We start from the raw sequence: 22,979 nt of genomic DNA, 5'->3' as shown, positions 1-22,979 counted from the left end.
GCCCCCGCCTCACTGCGCTGACGACCGAGCGTAGTCAGGCCGCTTCGCGGGTCGCAAGGCGTCCACGACGATCTTCTGCGAGCCCACCACCGTGGCGGTGGCCTGCTCCTTCTCCAGTGTCTGCACCACGCCGCCCGGGATGTTGAGAGCGGGCTCAAGGTCCTGCGGCTTGCCGATGACCTTGAAGCGGTACGGAGCGGTGATCTTCTTGCCGTCCACCTGGATGTCGCCGCCGGTACCCGTGAAGTACGAGTTCGCGACCACCCTGATGTCGTTCACCTGGATCGCTTCCGCGCCGGCGGCGCGCAGTTCCTGGATCGCGTCGAGCAACATGTCCGACTCCACCGTGCCGGACGGATCATCGATGGTGAGCGTGATGCCGGGGCCCTGCGCCGCGACCGTGCCGGCCAGGATGCCCAGCTGCTGCTCCTTCTGCACCGTCTGCTTGCGTGCCTCTTCCGCCTGGTCCGAGCTGTTCTCCAGCTCGGTGCGCTGATCCTCCAGACGCTGCTTCTCGTCCTCCAGGCGCTTGGTGCGGTTGTCGAGCTCGTCGAGAATGCGCACCAGGTCCTCCTGGCGGGCGCCGCGCAACGCACTGTTGTCGCTGTTCGAGCGGACCTGGATGGCAAGCCCCAGGCCGAGGACGAACAGCAGCACGGCGACGATGAGTTGAGCGCGGGTGACCCTCGGCGGCCACAGTACGGCGACCAGTCGCTGCCTGCCGGTCCGCTCAGCGGGAGCCGGCTGCTGAGCGGGTTCGCGCGGTCCCGCCGGATCCGGCTGGGCAGCCGGTGGCGCCTTCGCCTCCGGCTCCTCGCCCTGAGGCTTGTCTTCGCTGTTCATCGGCTCGCTGTTCATTCGCCTCACGCCCGGAACACATGCCGGCGGATCGCGGCAGCGTTCGAGAAGATCCGGATGCCGAGCACGACCACCACACCCGTCGACAGCTGGGCGCCCACGCCCAACTTGTCGCCCAGGAACACGATCAGCGCTGCCACCACCACGTTCGACAGGAAGGAGACGACGAAGACCTTGTCGACGAAGATCCCGTCGAGCATGGCCCGCAGGCCACCGAAGACCGCGTCCAGAGCCGCGACGACGGCGATCGGCAGATAGGGCTCGACCACCGCCGGCACCTCGGGTCGGACCAACAGTCCGACCACGACTCCGACGACGAGGCCCAGTACGGCGATCACGATGTGCCCTTCCCTGTGTCAGCCGTGCCCTGCCCGTTGCCCTTCCCGGCGTCGGCGGTTTTCGGCTCTGCTGTACGTACGATCAAGCTCGGCGCCGCCGGCAGACGCACCTTCGCCTCGGTGGAGATGCTGGTGCGGATACCGAAGTTCTCCTGCAACGCGTGCAGATACTGCCCGTCGGCACTGTCCTGGAACGCGGTGCTCAACTTCTTCCCGTCCCCCACCGCGAGCACCGTGTACGGCGGCACCAGCGGCTTGTTGTCGACCAGTATGGCGTCGCCCGCCGCGCGGATCGCCGACAGGGCGGTCAATCTCTGCCCATTGATCGCGACTGCTTCCGCGCCCGACTCCCACAGCCCATTGACGATCCGCTGCATATCGCGGTCGCGCACCCGTCCCGTGTCGTTGAAGCCGCTGGTCTCGCGCGGTCCGCCGCCGCCCTGTTCGGTGTCCTTCGCATCGTCGACGACGAGCTTCACGCCCGGGCCCACCACCTCGGTGGCACCGGAGAGCAGTGCGACCAGTTCCCCCTGGTCCCCGCCCTGTGTCTTGAGTGCCTTGCGCTGCCGGTCACCCACCTCGTCGCGGAGCTTGTCCACGCTCCGTTCCAGCGCATCGGCGTCCGCGGTCTCCGTGTCGATCCGGTCGATGAGCTCCTGGCGCTCCTTCGCCACGACCGGTGCCGATATCCGCGCCTGCGCGGCCCCCACGGTGACGACCAGAGCAGCCAGTACGAGACCCGCCGCGAGCCCGAGCTTGGCACGCAGCGGACGGGGAAGCCCGCCGCCCTCGGCCTCCCGGCGTGCGGTGGCCTCCGCGTAACCGTCGTCCAGGCTGTGCTCCATCACATTCGTCAGCAGCGACATGGACGCATCGGGACGTGCGGGTGGAGAGCCGGTGCTCCGAACGGGGGGCTGCTGCGACATGCCGCACATCGTCGCACGTCGCGGGCGTTACCGCCGAATGGCCCCACCGGTGTGCCGGAAGCCGCCCGCAGACGACTTCCGGCACACCGGTCACACGTCAGTGACCTGCGCTGTCCACGACCGCGGCCCACTCGTCGAGCAGAGCCTGGGCCGAAGCGTCATCCGGCCCCTCTGCCCACAAATGAGTGACCGCCTCCGCGGGATCGGGCAACACCATCACCCAGCGGCCGTCGGGCTCGACCACCCGCACGCCGTCGGTCGTGTCCACATCCCTGTCCCCGGCCGCCTCGACGACCCGCCGCATGACGAGCCCCTTGACCGCCCAGGGCGTCGCCAGATCACGCTTGAGCACATGCGCCCGCGGAATCCGGGCGTCGATCTGGCTGAGTGTGAGCTGTGTACGGGCCACCAGCCCGACCAGCCGCACAAACGCTGCCGAGCCGTCGAAGACGCTGCTGAACTCCGGCACGATGAAGCCGCCCCGGCCGTCACCGCCGAAGATCGTCGTCTCCTCGCGCGCCACCCGGGTCAGATCGTCCGGCGACGTGGTCGTCCACTCCACCTGCGTGCCGTGGTACGCGGCCACCTGTTCGGCGATACGCGTGGTCGTCACGGGCAGCGCCACCCGCCCGCTGCGCCGCTCGGCCGCGACCAGGTCGAGGAGCACCAGCAGCGCGCGATCGTCCTCGACGATCCGGCCCCGCTCGTCGACCAGCGAGAGGCGCTCGCCTACGGGGTCGAAGCGCACTCCGAAGGCCGCCCGCGCCGAGGCAACGATCTCGCCGAGCCGCACCAGACCGGACCGGCGCGTGTCGGCCGACTCGGTCGGCCGCGACTCGTCGAGGCCGGGGTTGATCGTGAGGGCGTCCACGCCGAGCCGTCCGAGCAGGCTGGGCAGCACAAGCCCGGCACTGCCGTTCGACGCGTCGATGACGACCTTCAGCCCCGACTCGGCGATCCCCGAGGTGTCGACATTGCGCAGCAGGGAGCCGGTGTACGAGTCGAACACGCTGGAGGGGAAGTACAGATCTCCGATCTCGCCCGGGAACGCACGCCGGTACTCCTGGCGCGCGTACACACGGTCGAGCTTGCGCTGGCCGGCCTGCGAGAGATCCGCCCCGCGCTCGTCGAAGAACATGATGTCGACGGAGTCCGGCACACCGGGAGACGTACGGATCATGATCCCGCCGGCGCTGCCTCGTGCGGTCTGTTGCCGCGCGACAGGCAGCGGCACGTTCTCCAGATCCCGTACGTCGATGGCGCTGGTCTGCAGTGCCGAGATGACGGCCCGCTTGAGCGCACGCGCACCACGGGAGTGGTCACGGGCCGTGGTGACTGTCGCCCCCTTCTTGAGGGTGGTGGCGTAAGCACCGGCCAGCCGCACCGCCAGCTCTGGCGTGATCTCGACATTGAGAATGCCGGTCACGCCGCGGGCGCCGAACAGATGCGCCTGGCCCCGCGACTCCCAGATGACCGAGGTGTTGACGAAGGCGCCGGCCTCGATGGTCTTGAACGGGTAGACCCGCACATTGCCCTGGATGATCGATTCTTCGCCCACGAGGCACTCGTCACCGATCACGGCGCCGTCCTCGATGCGCGCGGCCCGCATGATGTCGGTGTTCTTGCCGATCACACAACCACGGAGATTGCAGTGCTCTCCGATGTAGACGTTGTCGTGGATGACGGCCTTGTGGAGAAAGGCGCCGCTCTTGACGACCACGTTTGAACCTACGACGGTGTGCTCGCGGATCTCGGCACCGGATTCGATCTTTGCGTAGTCCCCGATAAAGAGCGGGCCGCGCAGCACCGCGTCCGGATGGACTTCTGCGCCCTCTGCGACCCACACACCGGGAGAGATCTCGAACCCGTCGATTTCGACATCGACCTTGCCCTCCAGAACATCGGCCTGGGCCTTCACATAGCTCTCGTGCGTGCCGACGTCCTCCCAGTAGCCCTCGGCGATATAGCCGTAGATCGGCTTGCCTTCCTTCATGAGCTGCGGGAACACATCTCCGGACCAGTCCACCGGCACGTCGGCCTCGACATAGTCGAATACCTCGGGCTCCATCACATAGATGCCCGTATTCACGGTGTCCGAGAAGACCTGGCCCCAGGTCGGCTTCTCCAGGAATCGCTCGACCTTTCCGTGTTCGTCCACGATGGTGATGCCGAATTCCAGCGGATTCGGCACCCTGGTCAGACATACCGTGACCAGTGCGCCCTTCTCCTTGTGGAAGGAAATCAGATCGGTGAGGTCGAAGTCGGTGAGCGCATCACCGGAGATGACCAGGAATGCATCGTCCTTCAGCGCTTCCTCGGCATTCTTCACACTCCCCGCTGTGCCGAGTGGCTTCTCCTCGTTGGCATAGGTGAGCTCCATCCCGAGCTCTTCGCCATCCCCGAAGTAGTTTCTGACGAGTGAGGCGAGAAACTGCACGGTTACGACGGTCTCATTGAGCCCATGCCGCTTGAGCAGCCGCAGCACATGCTCCATGATCGGCCGATTGACCACCGGCAGGAGCGGTTTGGGCATGCTCGAAGTCATGGGGCGAAGTCGGGTTCCTTCGCCACCGGCCATCACGACGGCCTTCATGTCGGAAGCGTCCTCCTTGAAGAGACGACGGTCCAGCCGACTTCACCCGTCCAAAGAGGCCCTCTGGCGTCATGCGCGGCCTGCAACTCTGCAGGGCGCCGCATCGACGAGGTCAATCGGCCGCTGCATCCGCCTTGACGAGTCGGCGGACCTGGACCACGTAGAGGATCCCTGCCCACCAATAGAGAGTTGTACCCCATCCGGCGAACGCCCATCCGAAAATAGCAGCCAGTGACGCAAGCCACCCAGTTGAGTCACTGAGGAGGAGCAGCGGGAAGGCATACATCAGGTTGAACGTGGCCGCCTTGCCCAGGAAGTTCACCTGTGGTGGCGGATACCCGTGCCGACGGAGGATTCCCACCATCACCAGCAGCATCAGCTCCCGGGCCAATAGGGCCGCGGTGAGCCAGATGGGCAGAATCTCCCGCCACGTCAGCCCGACAAGGGTGGAGAGGATGTACAAACGGTCGGCGGCGGGGTCGAGAAGCCGCCCTAGACGGCTGATCTGGTTCCAGCGCCGGGCAAGCTTGCCGTCGAGATAGTCAGTGACGCCGCTCAGCATCAGCACGAGCAATGCCCAGCCATCGCTCTTTGGCCCGCCGAACTCGGGGCGGAGAATCAGCCACAGGAAGAGCGGCACACCGGCTAGGCGCGCCATGCTGAGGATGTTGGGGATGGTGAGTACCCGGTCCGTCTGAACGCGGGTCTCCTGGACCTCCACCCGGGGGCCTCCTGTGTGGAACGTGCCAACGATGCCTCCTGACCCTACCCTCAGCCATCGCCGGCTCGTGCACAGGGGTGGCGGGGTGGACAGCTGCCCTGAAACGCAGAAAAGCCCCGCACCAGAAGGTGCGGGGCTTTCCCACAATAATTGTTCGGCGGTGTCCTACTCTCCCACAGGGTCCCCCCTGCAGTACCATCGGCGCTGAAAGGCTTAGCTTCCGGGTTCGGAATGTAACCGGGCGTTTCCCTAACGCAATGACCACCGAAACTCTATGAAAATATTGAACTCCAGCCGGCCAAAAGGCGAGTTCGTTACTTCAGAACATACACAGTGGACGCGAGCAACTGAGGACAAGCCCTCGGCCTATTAGTACCAGTCAGCTCCACCCCTTACAGGGCTTCCACATCTGGCCTATCAACCCAGTCGTCTACTGGGAGCCTTAACCCCTCAAAGGGGGTGGGAGTCCTCATCTCGAAGCAGGCTTCCCGCTTAGATGCTTTCAGCGGTTATCCTTTCCGAACGTAGCCAACCAGCCATGCCCTTGGCAGGACAACTGGCACACCAGAGGTTCGTCCGTCCCGGTCCTCTCGTACTAGGGACAGCCCTTCTCAAGACTCCTACGCGCACAGCGGATAGGGACCGAACTGTCTCACGACGTTCTAAACCCAGCTCGCGTACCGCTTTAATGGGCGAACAGCCCAACCCTTGGGACCGACTCCAGCCCCAGGATGCGACGAGCCGACATCGAGGTGCCAAACCATCCCGTCGATATGGACTCTTGGGGAAGATCAGCCTGTTATCCCCGGGGTACCTTTTATCCGTTGAGCGACGGCGCTTCCACAAGCCACCGCCGGATCACTAGTCCCGACTTTCGTCCCTGCTCGACCCGTCGGTCTCACAGTCAAGCTCCCTTGTGCACTTACACTCAACACCTGATTGCCAACCAGGCTGAGGGAACCTTTGGGCGCCTCCGTTACCCTTTGGGAGGCAACCGCCCCAGTTAAACTACCCATCAGACACTGTCCCTGATCCGGATCACGGACCCAGGTTAGACATCCAGCACGACCAGAGTGGTATTTCAACGACGACTCCACCTGAACTGGCGTCCAAGCTTCACAGTCTCCCACCTATCCTACACAAGCCGAACCGAACACCAATATCAAACTGTAGTAAAGGTCCCGGGGTCTTTCCGTCCTGCTGCGCGAAACGAGCATCTTTACTCGTAGTGCAATTTCACCGGGCCTATGGTTGAGACAGTCGAGAAGTCGTTACGCCATTCGTGCAGGTCGGAACTTACCCGACAAGGAATTTCGCTACCTTAGGATGGTTATAGTTACCACCGCCGTTTACTGGCGCTTAAGTTCTCAGCTTCGCCACACCGAAATGTGACTAACCGGTCCCCTTAACGTTCCAGCACCGGGCAGGCGTCAGTCCGTATACATCGCCTTACGGCTTCGCACGGACCTGTGTTTTTAGTAAACAGTCGCTTCTCGCTGGTCTCTGCGGCCACCCCCAGCTCACCGAGTAAATCGGATCACCAGTGATGGCCCCCTTCTCCCGAAGTTACGGGGGCATTTTGCCGAGTTCCTTAACCATAGTTCACCCGAACGCCTCGGTATTCTCTACCTGACCACCTGAGTCGGTTTAGGGTACGGGCCGCCATGAAACTCGCTAGAGGCTTTTCTCGACAGCATAGGATCATCCACTTCACCACAATCGGCTCGGCATCAGGTCTCAGCCTCAATGTGTGACGGATTTGCCTATCACACGGCCTACACCCTTACCCCGGGACAACCACCGCCCGGGCTGGACTACCTTCCTGCGTCACCCCATCGCTTACCTACTACCACCTTGGGCCGGCGGCTCCACCACTCCCCTTCACCCGAAGGCTCCAGGGCGGCTTCACGGCCTTAGCATTAATGGGCTCGATACTGGGCGTTTCAAAGCGGGTACCGGAATATCAACCGGTTGTCCATCGACTACGCCTGTCGGCCTCGCCTTAGGTCCCGACTTACCCTGGGCAGATCAGCTTGACCCAGGAACCCTTAGTCAATCGGCGCACACGTTTCTCACGTGTGTATCGCTACTCATGCCTGCATTCTCACTCGTGAACCGTCCACAACTCGCTTCCGCGGCTGCTTCACCCGGCACACGACGCTCCCCTACCCATCCCAGCGGGCGTTGGCCCTCATGCTGGAATGACACGACTTCGGCGGTACGCTTGAGCCCCGCTACATTGTCGGCGCGGAATCACTTGACCAGTGAGCTATTACGCACTCTTTCAAGGGTGGCTGCTTCTAAGCCAACCTCCTGGTTGTCTCTGCGACTCCACATCCTTTCCCACTTAGCGTACGCTTAGGGGCCTTAGTCGATGCTCTGGGCTGTTTCCCTCTCGACCATGGAGCTTATCCCCCACAGTCTCACTGCCGCGCTCTCACTTACCGGCATTCGGAGTTTGGCTAAGGTCAGTAACCCGGTAGGGCCCATCGCCTATCCAGTGCTCTACCTCCGGCAAGAAACACACGACGCTGCACCTAAATGCATTTCGGGGAGAACCAGCTATCACGGAGTTTGATTGGCCTTTCACCCCTAACCACAGGTCATCCCCCAGGTTTTCAACCCTGGTGGGTTCGGTCCTCCACGAAGTCTTACCTCCGCTTCAACCTGCCCATGGCTAGATCACTCCGCTTCGGGTCTTGAGCGCGCTACTAAACCGCCCTGTTCGGACTCGCTTTCGCTACGGCTTCCCCACACGGGTTAACCTCGCAACACACCGCAAACTCGCAGGCTCATTCTTCAAAAGGCACGCAGTCACGACGCAAGGAACAAGTTCCCTGCGCGACGCTCCCACGGCTTGTAGGCACACGGTTTCAGGTACTATTTCACTCCGCTCCCGCGGTACTTTTCACCATTCCCTCACGGTACTATCCGCTATCGGTCACCAGGGAATATTTAGGCTTAACGGGTGGTCCCGCCAGATTCACACGGGATTTCTCGGGCCCCGTGCTACTTGGGTGTCTCTCAAACGAGCCGCATAGATTTCAGCTACGGGGGTCTTACCCTCTACGCCGGACCTTTCGCATGTCCTTCGCCTATCTATACGGTTTCTGACTCGTCTCACAGCCGGCAGACTGTGAAAGAGAGATCCCACAACCCCGCATGCGCAACCCCTGCCGGGTATCACACGCATACGGTTTGGCCTCATCCGGTTTCGCTCGCCACTACTCCCGGAATCACGGTTGTTTTCTCTTCCTGAGGGTACTGAGATGTTTCACTTCCCCTCGTTCCCTCCACACTGCCTATGTGTTCAGCAGCGGGTGACAGCCCATGACGACTGCCGGGTTTCCCCATTCGGAAACCCCCGGATCAAAGCCTGGTTGACGGCTCCCCGGGGACTATCGTGGCCTCCCACGTCCTTCATCGGTTCCTGGTGCCAAGGCATCCACCGTGCGCCCTTAAAAACTTGGCCACAGATGCTCGCGTCCACTGTGCAGTTCTCAAGCAACGACCAGCCACCCACCACCCCACCCCTTACAGGGCGAGTTCACTGGGGCCGGCATCACGAAGGGCGAGCTCACGCTCGCACCCTCAGACACCCAACAGCGCGCCCGGCACGACTCCCTGACTCTCACGTTCCACGCCGAAGCAGTACTAGTGAAGCCCTGAAACCGTGCCGAATAGTCAACGTTCCACCCATGAGCAACCACCGCAGGACATTCGCCCGCGTTATGGCTCTGGATTCCTTGCGGAATCTAGATGCTCCTTAGAAAGGAGGTGATCCAGCCGCACCTTCCGGTACGGCTACCTTGTTACGACTTCGTCCCAATCGCCAGTCCCACCTTCGACAGCTCCCTCCCTTACGGGTTGGGCCACCGGCTTCGGGTGTTACCGACTTTCGTGACGTGACGGGCGGTGTGTACAAGGCCCGGGAACGTATTCACCGCAGCAATGCTGATCTGCGATTACTAGCAACTCCGACTTCATGGGGTCGAGTTGCAGACCCCAATCCGAACTGAGACCGGCTTTTTGAGATTCGCTCCGCCTCGCGGCATCGCAGCTCATTGTACCGGCCATTGTAGCACGTGTGCAGCCCAAGACATAAGGGGCATGATGACTTGACGTCGTCCCCACCTTCCTCCGAGTTGACCCCGGCAGTCTCCTGTGAGTCCCCATCACCCCGAAGGGCATGCTGGCAACACAGAACAAGGGTTGCGCTCGTTGCGGGACTTAACCCAACATCTCACGACACGAGCTGACGACAGCCATGCACCACCTGTATACCGACCACAAGGGGGGCACCATCTCTGATGCTTTCCGGTATATGTCAAGCCTTGGTAAGGTTCTTCGCGTTGCGTCGAATTAAGCCACATGCTCCGCTGCTTGTGCGGGCCCCCGTCAATTCCTTTGAGTTTTAGCCTTGCGGCCGTACTCCCCAGGCGGGGAACTTAATGCGTTAGCTGCGGCACCGACGACGTGGAATGTCGCCAACACCTAGTTCCCAACGTTTACGGCGTGGACTACCAGGGTATCTAATCCTGTTCGCTCCCCACGCTTTCGCTCCTCAGCGTCAGTAATGGCCCAGAGATCCGCCTTCGCCACCGGTGTTCCTCCTGATATCTGCGCATTTCACCGCTACACCAGGAATTCCGATCTCCCCTACCACACTCTAGCTAGCCCGTATCGACTGCAGACCCGGGGTTAAGCCCCGGGCTTTCACAACCGACGTGACAAGCCGCCTACGAGCTCTTTACGCCCAATAATTCCGGACAACGCTTGCGCCCTACGTATTACCGCGGCTGCTGGCACGTAGTTAGCCGGCGCTTCTTCTGCAGGTACCGTCACTTTCGCTTCTTCCCTGCTGAAAGAGGTTTACAACCCGAAGGCCGTCATCCCTCACGCGGCGTCGCTGCATCAGGCTTTCGCCCATTGTGCAATATTCCCCACTGCTGCCTCCCGTAGGAGTCTGGGCCGTGTCTCAGTCCCAGTGTGGCCGGTCGCCCTCTCAGGCCGGCTACCCGTCGTCGCCTTGGTAGGCCATCACCCCACCAACAAGCTGATAGGCCGCGGGCTCATCCTTCACCGCCGGAGCTTTCAACCCCCCGAGATGCCTCGGAAGGTGATATCCGGTATTAGACCCCGTTTCCAGGGCTTGTCCCAGAGTGAAGGGCAGATTGCCCACGTGTTACTCACCCGTTCGCCACTAATCCACCCCGAAGGGCTTCATCGTTCGACTTGCATGTGTTAAGCACGCCGCCAGCGTTCGTCCTGAGCCAGGATCAAACTCTCCATGAATGTTTTCCCGTAATCGGGATGAACACCACAAGAGCGGAACGACCGGTCGGAATAAGACCGGTCGTTCACAGCGTCCTCGCTGTGTCAATGCCTACCCGCCACAATGGGCCGGCAGGACTTTCAAAGGAACCTCGAACCTGCCGAAACAGGCCGGGGTATCAACATATCTGGCGTTGACTTTTGGCACGCTGTTGAGTTCTCAAGGAACGGACGCTTCCTTCAGACCCTTTTCATCGGGCCCTCCGGGCGCTTCCCTTCGGTGTTTCCAAACTCTATCAGGCCTTTTTGCTCCTCCTGACCACCGCCCTGCGAGCATGCAGAGGTGTAGACCAGTTAGGATCGCGGCTTGATAGGTGCTGCCGACCCCCGACTCACTGTCGCGTTGGGGCCAGGCAGGGGTACGACAGTACCTGGCACCGGGAGTTGAGGCAAATCGTTCCGGTGCACCCCTAGGTCCGCCAACTGGTAACTATCGTGCGGAACTAGAACATCTCATGATTTACCCTTCTGAACAGCGCGCCGTCCGGCTCTGAGCAGCGACGGCGACTCACGAAGCTCCACCCTGGGAGGCTCCATGACCACGACCACAGTCACGTCCCCTGTTCCTGGACGTGCCATCGGACTCGCGGCCGTGCCGGACCCGGTGTTCTCCGGTGCGATGGTCGGTCCCGGTACCGCCATTGATCCCGTCCGTGAGGCGCAGGAGGCCGTCGCCCCCGTTGACGGCGTCATCGTTTCCCTGCACCCGCACGCCTTCGTCGTCGTCGACGGCCAGGGGCGCGGTGTGCTGACGCACCTCGGTATCGACACCGTTCAGCTCAATGGCCAGGGCTTCGAGCTTCTCGTCAACAAGGGCGACACGGTTCAGCGGGGACAGGCCGTGGTCCGCTGGAACCCGTCGGACGTCGAGATCGACGGCAAGTCCCCCATCTGCCCGATCGTGGCGCTCGAGGCCACGGCCGACTCCCTCTGCGACGTCCGTGAGGACGGCGACGTGAAGGCCGGCGACACGCTCTTCAGCTGGCAGTGACGCCGACGCCGCGGTGGCGGCGAGTGGGACATCCATCGCGACGGCACGGGCCGTCGCTCAAAGGGAGACGGGTCAAATGGAGACAACGCTGCGAGGCGTCGGCGTAAGCCACGGTGTGGCGATCGGCGAGGTTCGGCACATGGGCACGGCTGTGCTGGAGCCGCCGGCCAAGCAGATACCGCCACGGGATGCCGAGCGCGAACAGGGGCGCGCCCGCCAGGCCGTCGAGGCTGTGGCGGCCGACCTGATTGCGCGCGGCAATCTGGCGGGTGGCGAGGCACAGCACGTGCTCGAGGCGCAGGCCATGATGGCGCAGGACCCGGAGCTCATGGCCGACGTGGAGCGGCGCATCACCGTCGGCAGCACTGCCGAGCGTGCGGTGTACGACGCGTTCGCCGCGTACCGGGCGCTCCTGGCGAATGCGGGTGAGTATCTGGCGGGACGCGTCGCGGACCTGGACGACGTGCGGAACCGGATTGTGGCGCGGCTGCTGGGTGTGCCGATGCCGGGTGTGCCGGACAGCGACGAGCCGTACGTACTGATCGCGCGGGATCTCGCGCCGGCGGACACGGCGCTGCTCGACCCGACCCTGGTGCTCGGTTTCGTCACCGAGGAGGGCGGGCCGACCAGCCACAGCGCGATTCTGGCGCGGGCGCTCGGGGTTCCTGCGGTGGTGGCGCTGCCGGGGGCCTGCGAGCTGGCCGAGGGCACGTTGATCGCGGTCGACGGCAGCACCGGTGAGATCTTCGTCGAGCCGAGCGACGAGAAGCGGAGTGAGCTGGAGCGGGCCGCGGCGGAGCGCAAGGCAGCGCTGGCCGCTTCCAGTGGGCCGGGCGCGACGTCCGACGGGCACAAGGTGCCGCTGCTGGCCAATGTCGGCGGGCCCGGCGATGTGCCGGCCGCGGTCGAGGCCGGTGCCGAGGGTGTCGGGCTGTTCCGTACGGAGTTCCTCTTCCTTGACGACAGCAAGCAGGCGCCGTCGGAGGAGAAGCAGGTCGAGGCGTACCGCAAGGTGCTCGAGGCATTCCCCGAGGGCCGGGTGGTCGTGCGGGTACTGGATGCCGGCGCGGACAAGCCGCTCGACTTCCTGACTCCGGCCGACGAGCCGAACCCCGCGCTGGGTGTGCGCGGGCTGCGCACGCTGCTCGACCACCCCGATGTGCTGCGTACCCAGCTGACGGCGCTGTCCAAGGCCGTCAAGGGGCTTCCGGTGTACCTCGAGGTCATGGCCCCGATGGTGGCGGACCGTACGGACGCGAAGGCGTTCGCCGACGCGTGCCGTGAGGCCGGGCTGCAGGCGAAGTTCGGCGCGATGGTGGAGATCCCGTCCGCCGCGCTGCGGGCGCGTTCGATCCTGCAGGAGGTGGAGTTCCTGTCGCTGGGCACCAATGACCTCGCGCAGTACACCTTCGCCGCCGACCGTCAGGTCGGTGCGGTTTCCCGGCTGCAGGATCCTTGGCAGCCGGCGCTGCTGGATCTGGTGGCAATGTCGGCCGAGGCCGCGAAGGCCGAGGGCAAGAGCTGTGGTGTGTGTGGTGAGGCTGCCTCCGATCCGTTGCTTGCGTGTGTGCTCACCGGTCTCGGTGTGACCTCGCTGTCGATGGGTGCGGCGTCGATTCCGTATGTACGGGCGACGCTGGCGAAGTACACGCTTGCCCAGTGCGAGCGGGCTGCCCTCGCGGCGCGTGCCACGGACACCGCCGAGGAGGCCCGGGTCGCCGCGCAGGCGGTTCTCTCCGGCGAGTAGCACTTACGCGGTGGTCAACTGGTGATCGATGGGGCTTCCCGCCGGGACGGTGGGAAGCCCCATCGGCGTTCAGTGCTGGTTTTCCGGGTCGTCGGTGGTGATGTCGAAGCCCGCGCAGTACTCGACGCCGGGCTCGGGGGACAGTGGTTCGCCGGTCGCGGCGTCGGTGCAGTAGGCGCTGAACACCTCGCCCGCGGTGAGCGGGAGCAGTCGGCCCTGGTGGAGCCGCCAGCCGTGGAGGTGGTCCGGGGCGCCGTCCGTGGTCGTACGGAGAACCACTCCCCCGGCTGTCTCCAGTGCGATCCCTGTCGCCAGGACGGTGACGAACTCCGCCGCCTCCGACGCCTCCAGGTGGGCGGGCGCGTCCGTGGCTCCCTCGGCGTGGAGGACGGCGAGGAGTTGTTCGTCGGGGGCCGGGACGCTGCAGACGAGGTGGTGTCTGCCTCGTCCGGCCACTTCGAGCAGTCGCATCAGGATGCGCGATGCGCGGTCGAAGGCGGCACGGCCGATGTCCTGGCCACAGTCGGCGCACTCGCCGAGGTCGGCGAGGAGCATCGTCGCGTACTCCCAAGTGGCTTGTCGGACTGCCTTGTTGATGAGCTGGGGCAGCAGGCCGTCGAGCGGCTGTCCTGTGTACGCCAGGCTGGCGCCGCGGCCGACGATCTCGGCGGTGTAGTGGCTGCGGCTTGCGGCGGTGTCCGGGTCGAGTCCGGCTTCTGCGCAGTACTCCGCGAAGTCGTCGGGGTCGAAAAGACCGACGGTGGTATGGAGTTGGCCGGTGGCGAGGGTTTTGAGGAGGGCTTCGATCTGCCGGAGATAGCTCGGGTGGTCGTCGAAGGTGAAGGTGCGGTACTGCCGCATCGCGGTGAAGTCCTGCTCGTCGGCCAGGATGCCAACGGTGCTGGGGACTTCGCGGCGAAGGGCGCGCCGCAGGGCTGCGTCGCTCCTGGGCCGCTGACGGCTGGACTGTTTGGACGGCTTGGAGTGCTTGGACGACCTGGGTCGCTTGGGCTGCCCGGGCTGCTTGATGTACGCCATTTCTCCCCCTGGGCGTGCTGTTGATTACCGGTGACTCACCGTAATCGACGGCACTGACAATGAGGGGCGGGCGGGGCGGGGCGCGCCTGGGGCGGGCTCGTTCCCCTGCCCGCCTCTTCCCGAACTGGGGGCAAGCCCGGCGCTCCGCCCCGGACCCGCCTCAGTCGGCGGCGGGACTTGAGGTTCGCGTGCGCGCCAGGTTCTCGTAGAAGCGCAGCAGTTCGAGGTTGTCCACCGAGCCGGGGTTGACCGCCTTGGACAGGGCCGTGCCTTGGAGGAGGCGCTTCACCGGGACCTCGATGCGTTTGCCGGTCAGGGTGTGCGGGACGCCCGGGACCTCGATGATGTCGTCCGGGACATGGCGCGGTGAGAGCTGCTCGCGGATCGTCTTCTTGATGCGGGCACGCAGCGCGTCGTCGAGGGCGGCGCCTTCGGCGAGGTGCACGAAGAGCGGCATCCAGTAGCCGCCGTTCGGCTCCTCCAGGCCGATGACCAGCGATTCGCGGATCTCAGGAAGGCGCTCGACGGCCTCGTAGATGTCGGCCGAGCCCATCCGTACGCCCTGGCGGTTGAGGGTGGAGTCGGAGCGGCCGTGGATGATGACGGAGCCACGCTCGGTGATCGTGATCCAGTCGCCGTGCCGCCAGACGCCGGGGAACATCTCGAAGTAGCTGTCGCGGTAGCGGCTGCCGTCCGGGTCGTTCCAGAACCGGATCGGCATGGACGGCATGGGGTTGGTGACGACCAGTTCGCCGACCTCGCCGATGAGCGGCTTGCCCTGGGGGTCCCAGGACTGGAGATCCGTGCCGAGACAGGCGGCCTGGAGTTCGCCGATGTGTACGGGCAGGGTGGGCACCGCGCCCGCGAAGCAGCTGCACACGTCCGTGCCGCCGCTGACCGAGGCGATCCACAGGTCGTCCGCCACCTCGTCGTGGAGCCAGCGGAAGCCGTCGGGCGGGAGCGGGGAGCCGGTGGTTGCGACGCACTTGATCCGGGAGAGGTCGAAGTCCCGGGACGGGTGCACCTCGGCCTTGCGGCAGGCCATGACGTACGCCGCCGAGGTGCCGAAGAGGGTGGACTCGGTGCGCTCGGCGATACGCCACTGGGCGCCGGTGTCGGGAAAGCCCGGGCTGCCGTCGTAGAGCACGACTGTCGTGCCGGTGAGCAGGCCGGAGACGAGGAAGTTCCACATCATCCAGCCGGTCGAGGTGTACCAGAAGAAGCGGTCCTCGGGGCCGAGGTCGCAGTGCAGGCCGAGCTGCTTGAAGTGCTCCAGCAGAATGCCGCCCTGCGACTGGACGATGGCCTTGGGCAGGCCGGTCGTGCCGGAGGAGTACAGAACCCACAGCGGGTGGTCGAAGGGCACCTGCTCGAAGACGGCTTCCGCGTCGCCCGAGGTCACCGCCGACCAGTCGAGTGCGCCCTCGGGGGCCTCGGTGCCGAGCAGCGGGATGTGGATCACCGCGCGCAGGGTGGGAAGTTCGCTGCGGAGCTCGGCGACGGTCTCCGTGCGGTCGTGCTCCTTGCCGCCATAGCGGTAGCCGTCGACGGTGAACAGGACGACGGGCTCGACCTGCTGGAAGCGGTCGAGGACGCTGCGCGCGCCGAAGTCGGGGGCACAGGATGTCCACACCGCGCCGACGGCCGCGGTGGCGAGCAGAGCGGTGACGGCCTGCGGGATGTTGGGCAGATACCCGCTGATCCGGTCCCCTGGGCGTACGCCGAGAGCGCGCAGTTCGGCGGCGAGCGCGCCCACCTGGCGGCGGAGCTCGGACCAGCTGATCGGGGTCGGCTCATGTGTTTCGTCCACATGGAGCAGTGCCGGATCGTGGGGGCGGTCCTCGGCGGCGCGCAGCGCGTGCTCGGCGTAGTTGAGGGTGGCGCCGGGGAACCACCGGGCGCCGGGCATGGCGGGGTCGGCGAGGACGCGCTCGTACGGAGTGGAGAACCGGATGTCGAACCACTCGGCGACCGCCTGCCAGAAGGTCTCGAGCTCGTCGACCGACCAGCGGTGCAGCGCCGCGTAGCCGCCCTCGGCGGGTGCCCCGTGGCGCTCGGCGGCCCAGGCCTGGAAGCCGGTGATCCTGGCGGCGGCGATGCGCTCGGGGTCCGGCTGCCACAGGGGGGCAGGGTTCGCTGCTGAGGTCATGGACGGCTCCCGGGTGGCTTTACGCGGTGTCTGCGTGTGTCGCGCGCACGTGCGGGGTGTGCGCGTGACGCGGCTGACAGGGACGATGCCATGTGATCGTCTTTCGCACCAGGGCTCCCCACCCATGGTCGCGCCTTGGAATATGTGGTCTCACCACGGGTGAACGGGAGTTGAACAAACCCCATGCGACCTCGGGCGGATGGCAGGCTGATCTGCATGAACGGTCGTGGTCTGGTGCGCTCGGTGAGGATCTTCGGAACGGTGCAGGGGGTGCGCGCGGCACGCTCGGCCTGGCGGCAGCGGCGGACCGACGCCCGGGGGTTGCCGTCGAGAGGGGCGGAGCGAGCCAGAGTGCCCGGCCTGGTGAGCGGGGCCGAGCCGCTGCCGGGGGGCGGGATCGTCAGGTTCGCCCGTTCTGAACTGCTTATCCAGGTCACGGCGGGCGGCGCGGTCTTCTGGGGCTGGGACGGCGCCGGGCCCGAGCCCTCGTACGCCCTCGCAGGCGCCCCTCCGGAGCCGGATCCGCGGGCGGAGCTGGAGCCCGACAAGGACGGCGGCTGGCGCGTGGTGTCGGAACGGGTGACGGTGGAAGTGTCCCGGCACGGCGCCGTGGAGATCCGCACGCCGGGGGGTGTCGTGCTGCGCCGGGATCTGCCGCCCCGCTGGTGGGAGCCGGTGCAGGGCGGGCCGGCGCGGTGGGTGCAGCGGACCCAAGTGCCCGCGGACGCACGCTTCTTCGGGCTCGGCGGCCGGGCGTCCGGTCCCCGCCTGCGGAACGGCAGCTACCGGCTGTGGAACACCGATCCCCGGGGCGCGTTCGGCCCCGACGACGATCCGCTGTACATCACCATGCCGGTCCAGCTGGTGGTGGCCGACGCGGGCACGCATCTCGCCTTCCACGACAACTCCTGGGACGGCCGGGTCACCCTGAGGGAGGGCGAGGAGGGCGCCGGCTCCGGGCACGACCGGTCCGGCACCAGCGAGGTGCGTATGGACGGCGGGCCGCTGCGCTGCTGGGTGGTGGTGGGCACGCCTGCGCGGGTGCTGCGCGGCTGGACCCGGCTGACGGGCGCGCCCGCGGTGCCACCGTCCTGGGCGCTCGGCCCGCAGCACGCGCGGTGGGGGTTCGGCAGCGAGCGGGAAGTCCGCCGGATCGCGGCCGGCTACCGGGAACGGGAGCTGCCGCTGACCGCGATCCATCTCGACATCGACCACTACGACGGGTTTCAGGTCTTCACCGTGGACCGGGAGCGCTTCCCCGACCTGCCGGGGATGGCGAAGGATCTGCGCGAAGAGGGGGTGCGGCTGGTCTCGATCGTGGACCCGGCGGTGAAGGCGGAGCGCGGGAACGAGGTGTACGACAGTGGGTCCGCGGCGGGGGCGTTCGTACGGGACGCGGACGGGCGGGAGGTGCGGGGCGTCGTGTGGCCGGGCGACTGCGTCTATCCGGACTTCACCGATCCGGCGGTGCGCCGGTGGTGGGGCGAGCGGTACGAGGAACGGCTCGCGCAGGGCTTCTCCGGGGTGTGGCACGACATGAACGAGCCGGTGTCCTTCACTCCCTTCGGCGACATGACGCTGCCGCGGTCCGCCCGGCATGCACTGGACGGGAAGGGCGGCGACCACCGGGAGGCGCACAATCTGTACGGCCTCTCGATGGCGCGTGCGGGGTACGAGGGACTGCGGCGGCTGCGTCCCGAGCAACGGCCGTTCCTCTTCTCCCGCTCCGGCTGGGCGGGTATGCAGCGGTACGGGGGCACCTGGTCCGGCGATGTGTCCACCGGCTGGCCCGGGCTGCGCGCCTCGCTCTCGCTGGTACTCGGGCTCGGGCTGTGCGGCGTGCCGTACTCCGGTCCCGATATCGGCGGGTTCGACGGCAGTCCGTCGCCCGAGCTGTATCTGCGCTGGTTCCAGCTGGGGGCGCAGCTGCCGCTGTTCCGTACGCATGCGGCGATCGACGCGGGGCGCAGGGAGCCGTGGGAATTCGGGCCCGAGGTGCTCGCCCATGCGAGGGCCGCGCTCGTCGAACGGGAGCGGCTGCTGCCCTACTTCGTCACACTGGCGCACCTGGCCCGGTTGACCGGGGCGCCCTATGCGCGGCCGCTGTGGTGGAGCGCCCCGCAGGACAGGGTGCTGCGCGACTGCGAGGACGCGTTTCTGCTCGGGGACGCGCTGCTGGTCGCGCCGGTGCTGGAGCCCGGCACGGACCGGCGGGCGGTGCGGCTGCCGCGGGGGCGGTGGTACGACACGGCGACGGAGCGGGCGTACGACGGACCCGGGCAGGTGCTTGTGGACGCGCCCCTGTCACGTATCCCGGTACTGGCTCGGGGTGGTGCGGTGATTCCGGTGCGGGGCGCGGACGGCGCGATGGAGCTGGAGGTCTGGGCGCCTGCGGAGGGGCGCAAGGGCGGGGGCCTGGTGGTCCCGGACGCGGGCGACGGCTGGGAGGCGGCGGAGGTGGAGCCGTATACGACGCGTCTGGTGGACGGCCGGGTCGTGGTGAAGCACAAGCGGCCGGAGGGCTCGGGGCCGCCGCGTTGGCGGGTGAGGGTGCGGGGGTTGGGGGCGGGGAGCTAGGGGTGGGGGCGCGGTCCGGTAGCGGGCGCCCCCGGGTGCGGGGTGCCGTGGCTCGGCTGGGGGGATTTCCCCCACCCCGCCCCTTCCCGAAACTGGGGGCGGCGCCCCCAGACCCCGGGAGAAGGAGCCGCAGGGGCTGCGCCCCAGCACCCCGGGCAGCGGCAGCTTCGCGCCGCCCAGCCACCGCCCCGCGGCTCGCCCGCGCTGCAAGGGCGGCAAACAGTTAGCCGGCTCGCTCGCGAAACCACCCACCGAGCAGCAACCACCAACGCCCCCTGGCCCACGGCAACCACGAACCAGGAGGACTTGAGCAACCACCAACGCCCCCTGGCCCACGGCAACCACGAACCCGGTGACTACTCGTAGCGTCCCTCGAACCATCGCCTCGCCGCGATCGTGTGCAGCGGGAACGTCAACTCCTTCGGCCCTTGCAGCAGGTGCCAGCCCGTCGTCTCATCCGTCGGGCGCGGGGGCGGCAGTGTCGTCGCGTCCCGTTCCGGCAGCAGGCCGAACAGGAGCAAGTGGCCGTCCGGGGAGCTCAGGGCGTCCGCGAGGCGGACCTCGTCGGGGGACGCCTCGATGCCGGTCTCCTCCTTGAGTTCCCGGACGACCGCCCGCTGCCAGTCCTCGGCATGGTCGATGAAGCCGCCCGGCAGCGCGACGCCTCCGCGTCCGGGGTCGATCGTGCGGGTGATGACGACCAGTCCGGTTCCGTCCGCCGACCGCGCGGGCAGTAGCGCGACAGCGACGGGCAGTGGATTGCGGTAGGCCGTGTCGCCGCAGGCAGCGCAGGTGCGGGGCCAGTCCGTGACCGGGCCGTACGACGCTCCGCAGTTGCCGCAGTGGGAGTCCTTGGGCACGCGCGGACTGTATCCGATCGCCCTTTCCCGCGGGGCCGGGAACTGATAGACGGTGTGCACATGACAGGACTTGCTTCCGCCTTCCGCACCCTCGTCGCGACGGCCGCCGCCCTGCTCGCCGTCACCGCGTCCACCGCCGCGGCCCCCGCCGCCCGGGCCCACTCGGAGCCCACGGCCCCTCGCGAGTTCGTGGCGCTGCGCACCGTCGACCGGACGATCATTCAGGAGATGCGCTACACCACCCCGCACAACTTCGTGGGCGAGCGGATCGACGGCTATCGCCAGCCACTCTGCATCCTCACGCTGCCTGCCGCGCAGGCGCTCCACCGTGCGCAGCAGACGCTGCTCAGGCAGGGCTACTCGCTGAAGGTGTACGACTGTTACCGGCCCCAACGGGCCGTCGACCACTTCGTACGGTGGGCCAAGGACCTCGAGGACGAGGCCATGAAAAAGGAGTTCTATCCACACGTCGACAAGTCGCGTCTGTTCGCCGACGGTTACATCGCCGAGAAGTCCGGACACAGCCGTGGCAGCACGGTCGACCTCACCGTCGTCGAGCTCCCGGCACTGCCGACCAGGCCGTACATCCCGGGTGAGCCCCTCATCCCCTGCTATGCCCCCAGGTCCGCACGCTTCCCGGACAATTCCGTGGACATGGGGACCGGGTTCGACTGCTTCGACACGCTGTCACACACCGACGACCCCAGGATCCAGGGCGAGCAGCGCGCCAACCGGCAGCTCCTCAAGAGCACGCTGAGCGCGGTCGGCTTTGTGAATCTGCCTGAGGAGTGGTGGCACTTCACCTACAAGCCGGAGCCGTTCCCGGACACCTTCTTCGACTTCCCCGTCTCTTCGCGGTCGGTCGCCGGAAATCACCGATCCGTGGCACACTTCTGACGTATCGTCAGATCACTGTGCCGGGGAGGGACCTTGACGCGCACGCCGCAGCGGCCCGTGGTGGCCGGATGGTTCACACAGGACGGCGGTGAGGAGGGCTTCCGGCTGCTCGGCACCCGCTGCACGGCCTGTTCGTCCGTCTTCTTCCCGCGCGAGGACTCCTTCTGCCGCAACCCGGCATGCGGGGGCGGGGAACTGGTGGAGGTACCCCTGTCCAAGCGGGGCCGGGTGTGGTCGTACACGGACGGGCGCTACCGCCCGCCCGCGCCGTACGTCTCCGATCCGGCCGTCGAGTGGGAGCCGTACACGCTCCTCGCCGTCGAACTCGAGGCCGAGCGCATGGTGGTCCTCGGGCAGGCCGTGCCCGGTGTGACGGTCGCCGATCTCGCGGTCGGGATGGAGGTCGAGATCGTGCCGGGCGTACTGAACGAGGACCCGGACACCCTCTGGACGACCTGGCACTGGCGGCCCGTGGGGGTGGCTTCATGACCGGCGATGTGGCAGTCCTCGGGGCCGGAATGCACCCCTGGGGCAAATGGGGCCGCAGTTTCGTCCAGTACGGGACAGCGGCGGCCAGAGCCGCGCTCGCCGACGCGGAAATCGACTGGCGGCAGGTGCAGTCGGTCATCGGCGCGGATACCGTGCGCTGCGGCTATCCGGGGTATGTGGCGGGGGCGACCTTCGCGCAGGCACTGGGCTGGCAGGGGGCACGCGTCACCAGCGTCTACGCGGCCTGCGCCTCCGGAGCGCAGGCGATCAGCACTGCACGCGCGCAGATCCTGGCCGGCCTGGCCGACGTCGTCCTGGTGGTGGGCGCGGACTCGGCACCCAAGGGCTTCTTCGCGCCGGCCGGAGGCGAGCGGCCAGACGATCCCGACTGGCTGCGCTTCCGGCTGCTCGGCGCGACGAACCCCGCCTACTTCGGGCTGTACGCGCGCCGCCGCATGGCCCTGTACGGCGACTCCCCCGAGGACTTCGCGCTGGTCAAGGTGAAGAACGCGGCGGCCGGCGCGCTCAACCCCAACGCCCGCTACCGCACAAGGGTCTCGGCCGAGGACGTCGCCGCCTCCGCGGTCGTCGCCGATCCGCTGCGGCTGCTCGACATCTGCGCGACGTCCGACGGCGCGGCCGCACTGGTGCTGTCGAGCATGGACTTCGCGCGCCGGCACGGTGCCGCCGACCCCGTCCGTATCCGCGCGGTCTCCACCGTCACACCGACGTATCCGAAGGCCGTACTCGATCTCCCGGACATCGCGACCGACTCGGCAGCCGTCGTGGCGCCGTCACCGGACTCCTTCCGGGCCTCGATCGCCCGGGCCGCGTACGAGGAGGCCGGCATCGGCCCCGAGGACCTCTCGCTCGCCGAGGTGTACGACCTCTCCACCGCGCTCGAGCTGGAGTGGTACGAGGACATCGGCCTGTGCGGGACCGGCGAGGGCGCCAAGCTGGTGCACGAGGGCGCCACCGCGCTCGGCGGCCGCATCCCGGTGAACGCCAGCGGCGGCCTCGCCTCCTTCGGCGAGGCCGTGCCCGCCCAGGCCATCGCCCAGGTCTGTGAGCTGACCTGGCAGTTGCGCGGTACTGCCGGAGAGCGGCAAGTGCCGGGTGCCCGCACCGGAATCAGCGCGAACCAGGGGCTTTTCGGCCATGGTTCGGCGATCGTGGCCATTCGCTGAAGAACCTTCGAGGCGTACTCCCACTGCCTTACGTTCCCCGCTAGCGTGTCAAACGCATCGGCCGTGAACTGCACTTGATGTCAACGACCTTGACGACCCATCACGTCCGGTGAACACTGCCTCTTCGTCGGCATCGCCGCACACTTCGGCACGCTCACCATGCTCGTCACGGACGCCGGGCAGGGCGCGGATTCCGCTGCCTCCGGCTCCGTAGCCATGGCATGCCATGGAGCAAGCACCCTGCACTGAGTACCGGGGCCGGGCCCCGGGCGAG

14 protein-coding genes and 3 rRNA genes are annotated in these 22,979 nt (G+C 66.6%); 6 read left to right on the top strand and 11 right to left on the bottom strand.

The window, feature by feature from the left end:
* Positions 1–9: 9 nt before the first annotated feature.
* The 8 genes from OG729_RS33460 to OG729_RS33425 all read right to left on the bottom strand — a co-directional run bounded on the left by OG729_RS33460 (position 10) and on the right by OG729_RS33425 (position 10,731).
* On the bottom strand, positions 10–843 hold the full coding sequence (locus tag OG729_RS33460; protein ID WP_405809642.1) for a DUF881 domain-containing protein: 834 nt from the start codon (positions 841–843) through the stop codon (positions 10–12).
* Positions 844–863: 20 nt separating this feature from the next.
* A complete protein-coding gene (locus OG729_RS33455; RefSeq protein WP_003970459.1) occupies positions 864–1,196 on the bottom strand; it encodes a small basic family protein in 333 nt (110 codons plus the stop codon).
* On the bottom strand, positions 1,193–2,122 hold the full coding sequence (locus OG729_RS33450; protein ID WP_360883219.1) for a DUF881 domain-containing protein: 930 nt from the start codon (positions 2,120–2,122) through the stop codon (positions 1,193–1,195). Before OG729_RS33450 ends, OG729_RS33455 begins: the two co-directional genes overlap by 4 nt.
* Positions 2,123–2,219: 97 nt before the next feature.
* A complete protein-coding gene (locus OG729_RS33445) occupies positions 2,220–4,715 on the bottom strand; it encodes a mannose-1-phosphate guanyltransferase (protein ID WP_360883216.1) in 2,496 nt (831 codons plus the stop codon).
* A 112-nt stretch (positions 4,716–4,827) separates the two neighbouring features.
* Positions 4,828–5,436, bottom strand: a complete 609-nt coding sequence (locus tag OG729_RS33440) for a CDP-alcohol phosphatidyltransferase family protein (protein WP_360883213.1) — start codon at positions 5,434–5,436, stop codon at positions 4,828–4,830.
* Between the two features lie 152 nt (positions 5,437–5,588).
* Positions 5,589–5,705, bottom strand: a 5S ribosomal RNA gene (gene rrf / locus OG729_RS33435).
* 80 nt (positions 5,706–5,785) lie between these two features.
* Positions 5,786–8,908, bottom strand: a 23S ribosomal RNA gene (locus tag OG729_RS33430).
* A 298-nt stretch (positions 8,909–9,206) separates the two neighbouring features.
* A 16S ribosomal RNA gene (locus OG729_RS33425) occupies positions 9,207–10,731 on the bottom strand.
* Together the 16S, 23S and 5S rRNA genes form the textbook arrangement of a ribosomal RNA operon.
* Positions 10,732–11,305: 574 nt before the next feature.
* Here OG729_RS33425 and OG729_RS33420 point away from each other — a divergent pair.
* Together OG729_RS33420 and ptsP are read left to right on the top strand one after the other, a co-directional pair.
* Positions 11,306–11,761: a PTS glucose transporter subunit IIA gene (locus OG729_RS33420; RefSeq protein ID WP_360884673.1), complete on the top strand. Its 456-nt coding sequence runs from the start codon at positions 11,306–11,308 to the stop codon at positions 11,759–11,761.
* A gap of 76 nt (positions 11,762–11,837) precedes the next feature.
* Complete coding sequence (gene ptsP, locus OG729_RS33415; RefSeq protein WP_405809639.1) at positions 11,838–13,508, top strand: phosphoenolpyruvate--protein phosphotransferase; 1,671 nt, start codon at positions 11,838–11,840, stop codon at positions 13,506–13,508.
* A gap of 69 nt (positions 13,509–13,577) precedes the next feature.
* Here the strand turns inward: ptsP and OG729_RS33410 are convergent, their stop codons facing one another.
* A complete protein-coding gene (locus tag OG729_RS33410; RefSeq protein ID WP_360884667.1) occupies positions 13,578–14,546 on the bottom strand; it encodes a hypothetical protein in 969 nt (322 codons plus the stop codon).
* 160 nt (positions 14,547–14,706) lie between these two features.
* Positions 14,707–16,695, bottom strand: a complete 1,989-nt coding sequence (locus OG729_RS33405) for an acetoacetate--CoA ligase (protein ID WP_405809638.1) — start codon at positions 16,693–16,695, stop codon at positions 14,707–14,709.
* A 216-nt stretch (positions 16,696–16,911) separates the two neighbouring features.
* Between OG729_RS33405 and OG729_RS33400 the strand changes: the two genes are divergently transcribed.
* Positions 16,912–19,272, top strand: a complete 2,361-nt coding sequence (locus tag OG729_RS33400) for a glycoside hydrolase family 31 protein (protein ID WP_405809636.1) — start codon at positions 16,912–16,914, stop codon at positions 19,270–19,272.
* A gap of 356 nt (positions 19,273–19,628) precedes the next feature.
* On the opposite strand, the gene OG729_RS33395 is transcribed toward OG729_RS33400, so the two are convergent.
* Positions 19,629–20,132, bottom strand: coding sequence for an NUDIX domain-containing protein (locus OG729_RS33395; protein WP_360884660.1), 504 nt, complete (start codon positions 20,130–20,132; stop codon positions 19,629–19,631).
* A gap of 60 nt (positions 20,133–20,192) precedes the next feature.
* Here OG729_RS33395 and OG729_RS33390 point away from each other — a divergent pair, with 60 nt between their 5' ends.
* From OG729_RS33390 to OG729_RS33380, 3 genes are read left to right on the top strand one after another with little or no spacing between them, the layout of a single operon-like run.
* Positions 20,193–21,029 (top strand): M15 family metallopeptidase, encoded by an 837-nt coding sequence (locus OG729_RS33390; protein ID WP_405809635.1) that lies wholly within the window; start codon positions 20,193–20,195, stop codon positions 21,027–21,029.
* 57 nt (positions 21,030–21,086) lie between these two features.
* Positions 21,087–21,518 carry a Zn-ribbon domain-containing OB-fold protein gene (locus tag OG729_RS33385; protein ID WP_405811370.1) on the top strand — a complete coding sequence of 144 codons (432 nt, stop codon included), beginning with the start codon at positions 21,087–21,089 and terminating at the stop codon, positions 21,516–21,518.
* Entirely contained in the window at positions 21,515–22,705 is a 1,191-nt protein-coding gene (locus OG729_RS33380) for a lipid-transfer protein (RefSeq protein ID WP_360884655.1), read from the top strand. Before OG729_RS33385 ends, OG729_RS33380 begins: the two co-directional genes overlap by 4 nt.
* The last annotated feature ends 274 nt before the right edge of the window (positions 22,706–22,979 follow it).

It is taken from the genome of Streptomyces sp. NBC_00210, assembly GCF_045160975.1.
GTDB lineage: Bacteria > Actinomycetota > Actinomycetes > Streptomycetales > Streptomycetaceae > Streptomyces.
This window is presented reverse-complemented; position numbering and strand designations above follow the sequence as displayed.

Bases quoted from the DNA above. Each gene is read 5' to 3' on its own strand.
- OG729_RS33380 (WP_360884655.1), top strand. From the start codon at position 21,515: ATGACCGGCGATGTGGCAGTCCTCGGGGCCGGAATGCACCCCTGGGGC.
- OG729_RS33450 (WP_360883219.1), bottom strand. From the start codon at position 2,122: ATGTCGCAGCAGCCCCCCGTTCGGAGCACCGGCTCTCCACCCGCACGT.
- ptsP (WP_405809639.1), top strand. From the start codon at position 11,838: ATGGAGACAACGCTGCGAGGCGTCGGCGTAAGCCACGGTGTGGCGATC.
- OG729_RS33420 (WP_360884673.1), top strand. From the start codon at position 11,306: ATGACCACGACCACAGTCACGTCCCCTGTTCCTGGACGTGCCATCGGA.
- OG729_RS33410 (WP_360884667.1), bottom strand. From the start codon at position 14,546: ATGGCGTACATCAAGCAGCCCGGGCAGCCCAAGCGACCCAGGTCGTCC.
- OG729_RS33405 (WP_405809638.1), bottom strand. From the start codon at position 16,695: ATGACCTCAGCAGCGAACCCTGCCCCCCTGTGGCAGCCGGACCCCGAG.
- OG729_RS33460 (WP_405809642.1), bottom strand. From the start codon at position 843: ATGAACAGCGAAGACAAGCCTCAGGGCGAGGAGCCGGAGGCGAAGGCG.
- OG729_RS33445 (WP_360883216.1), bottom strand. From the start codon at position 4,715: ATGAAGGCCGTCGTGATGGCCGGTGGCGAAGGAACCCGACTTCGCCCC.
- OG729_RS33400 (WP_405809636.1), top strand. From the start codon at position 16,912: ATGAACGGTCGTGGTCTGGTGCGCTCGGTGAGGATCTTCGGAACGGTG.
- OG729_RS33390 (WP_405809635.1), top strand. From the start codon at position 20,193: ATGACAGGACTTGCTTCCGCCTTCCGCACCCTCGTCGCGACGGCCGCC.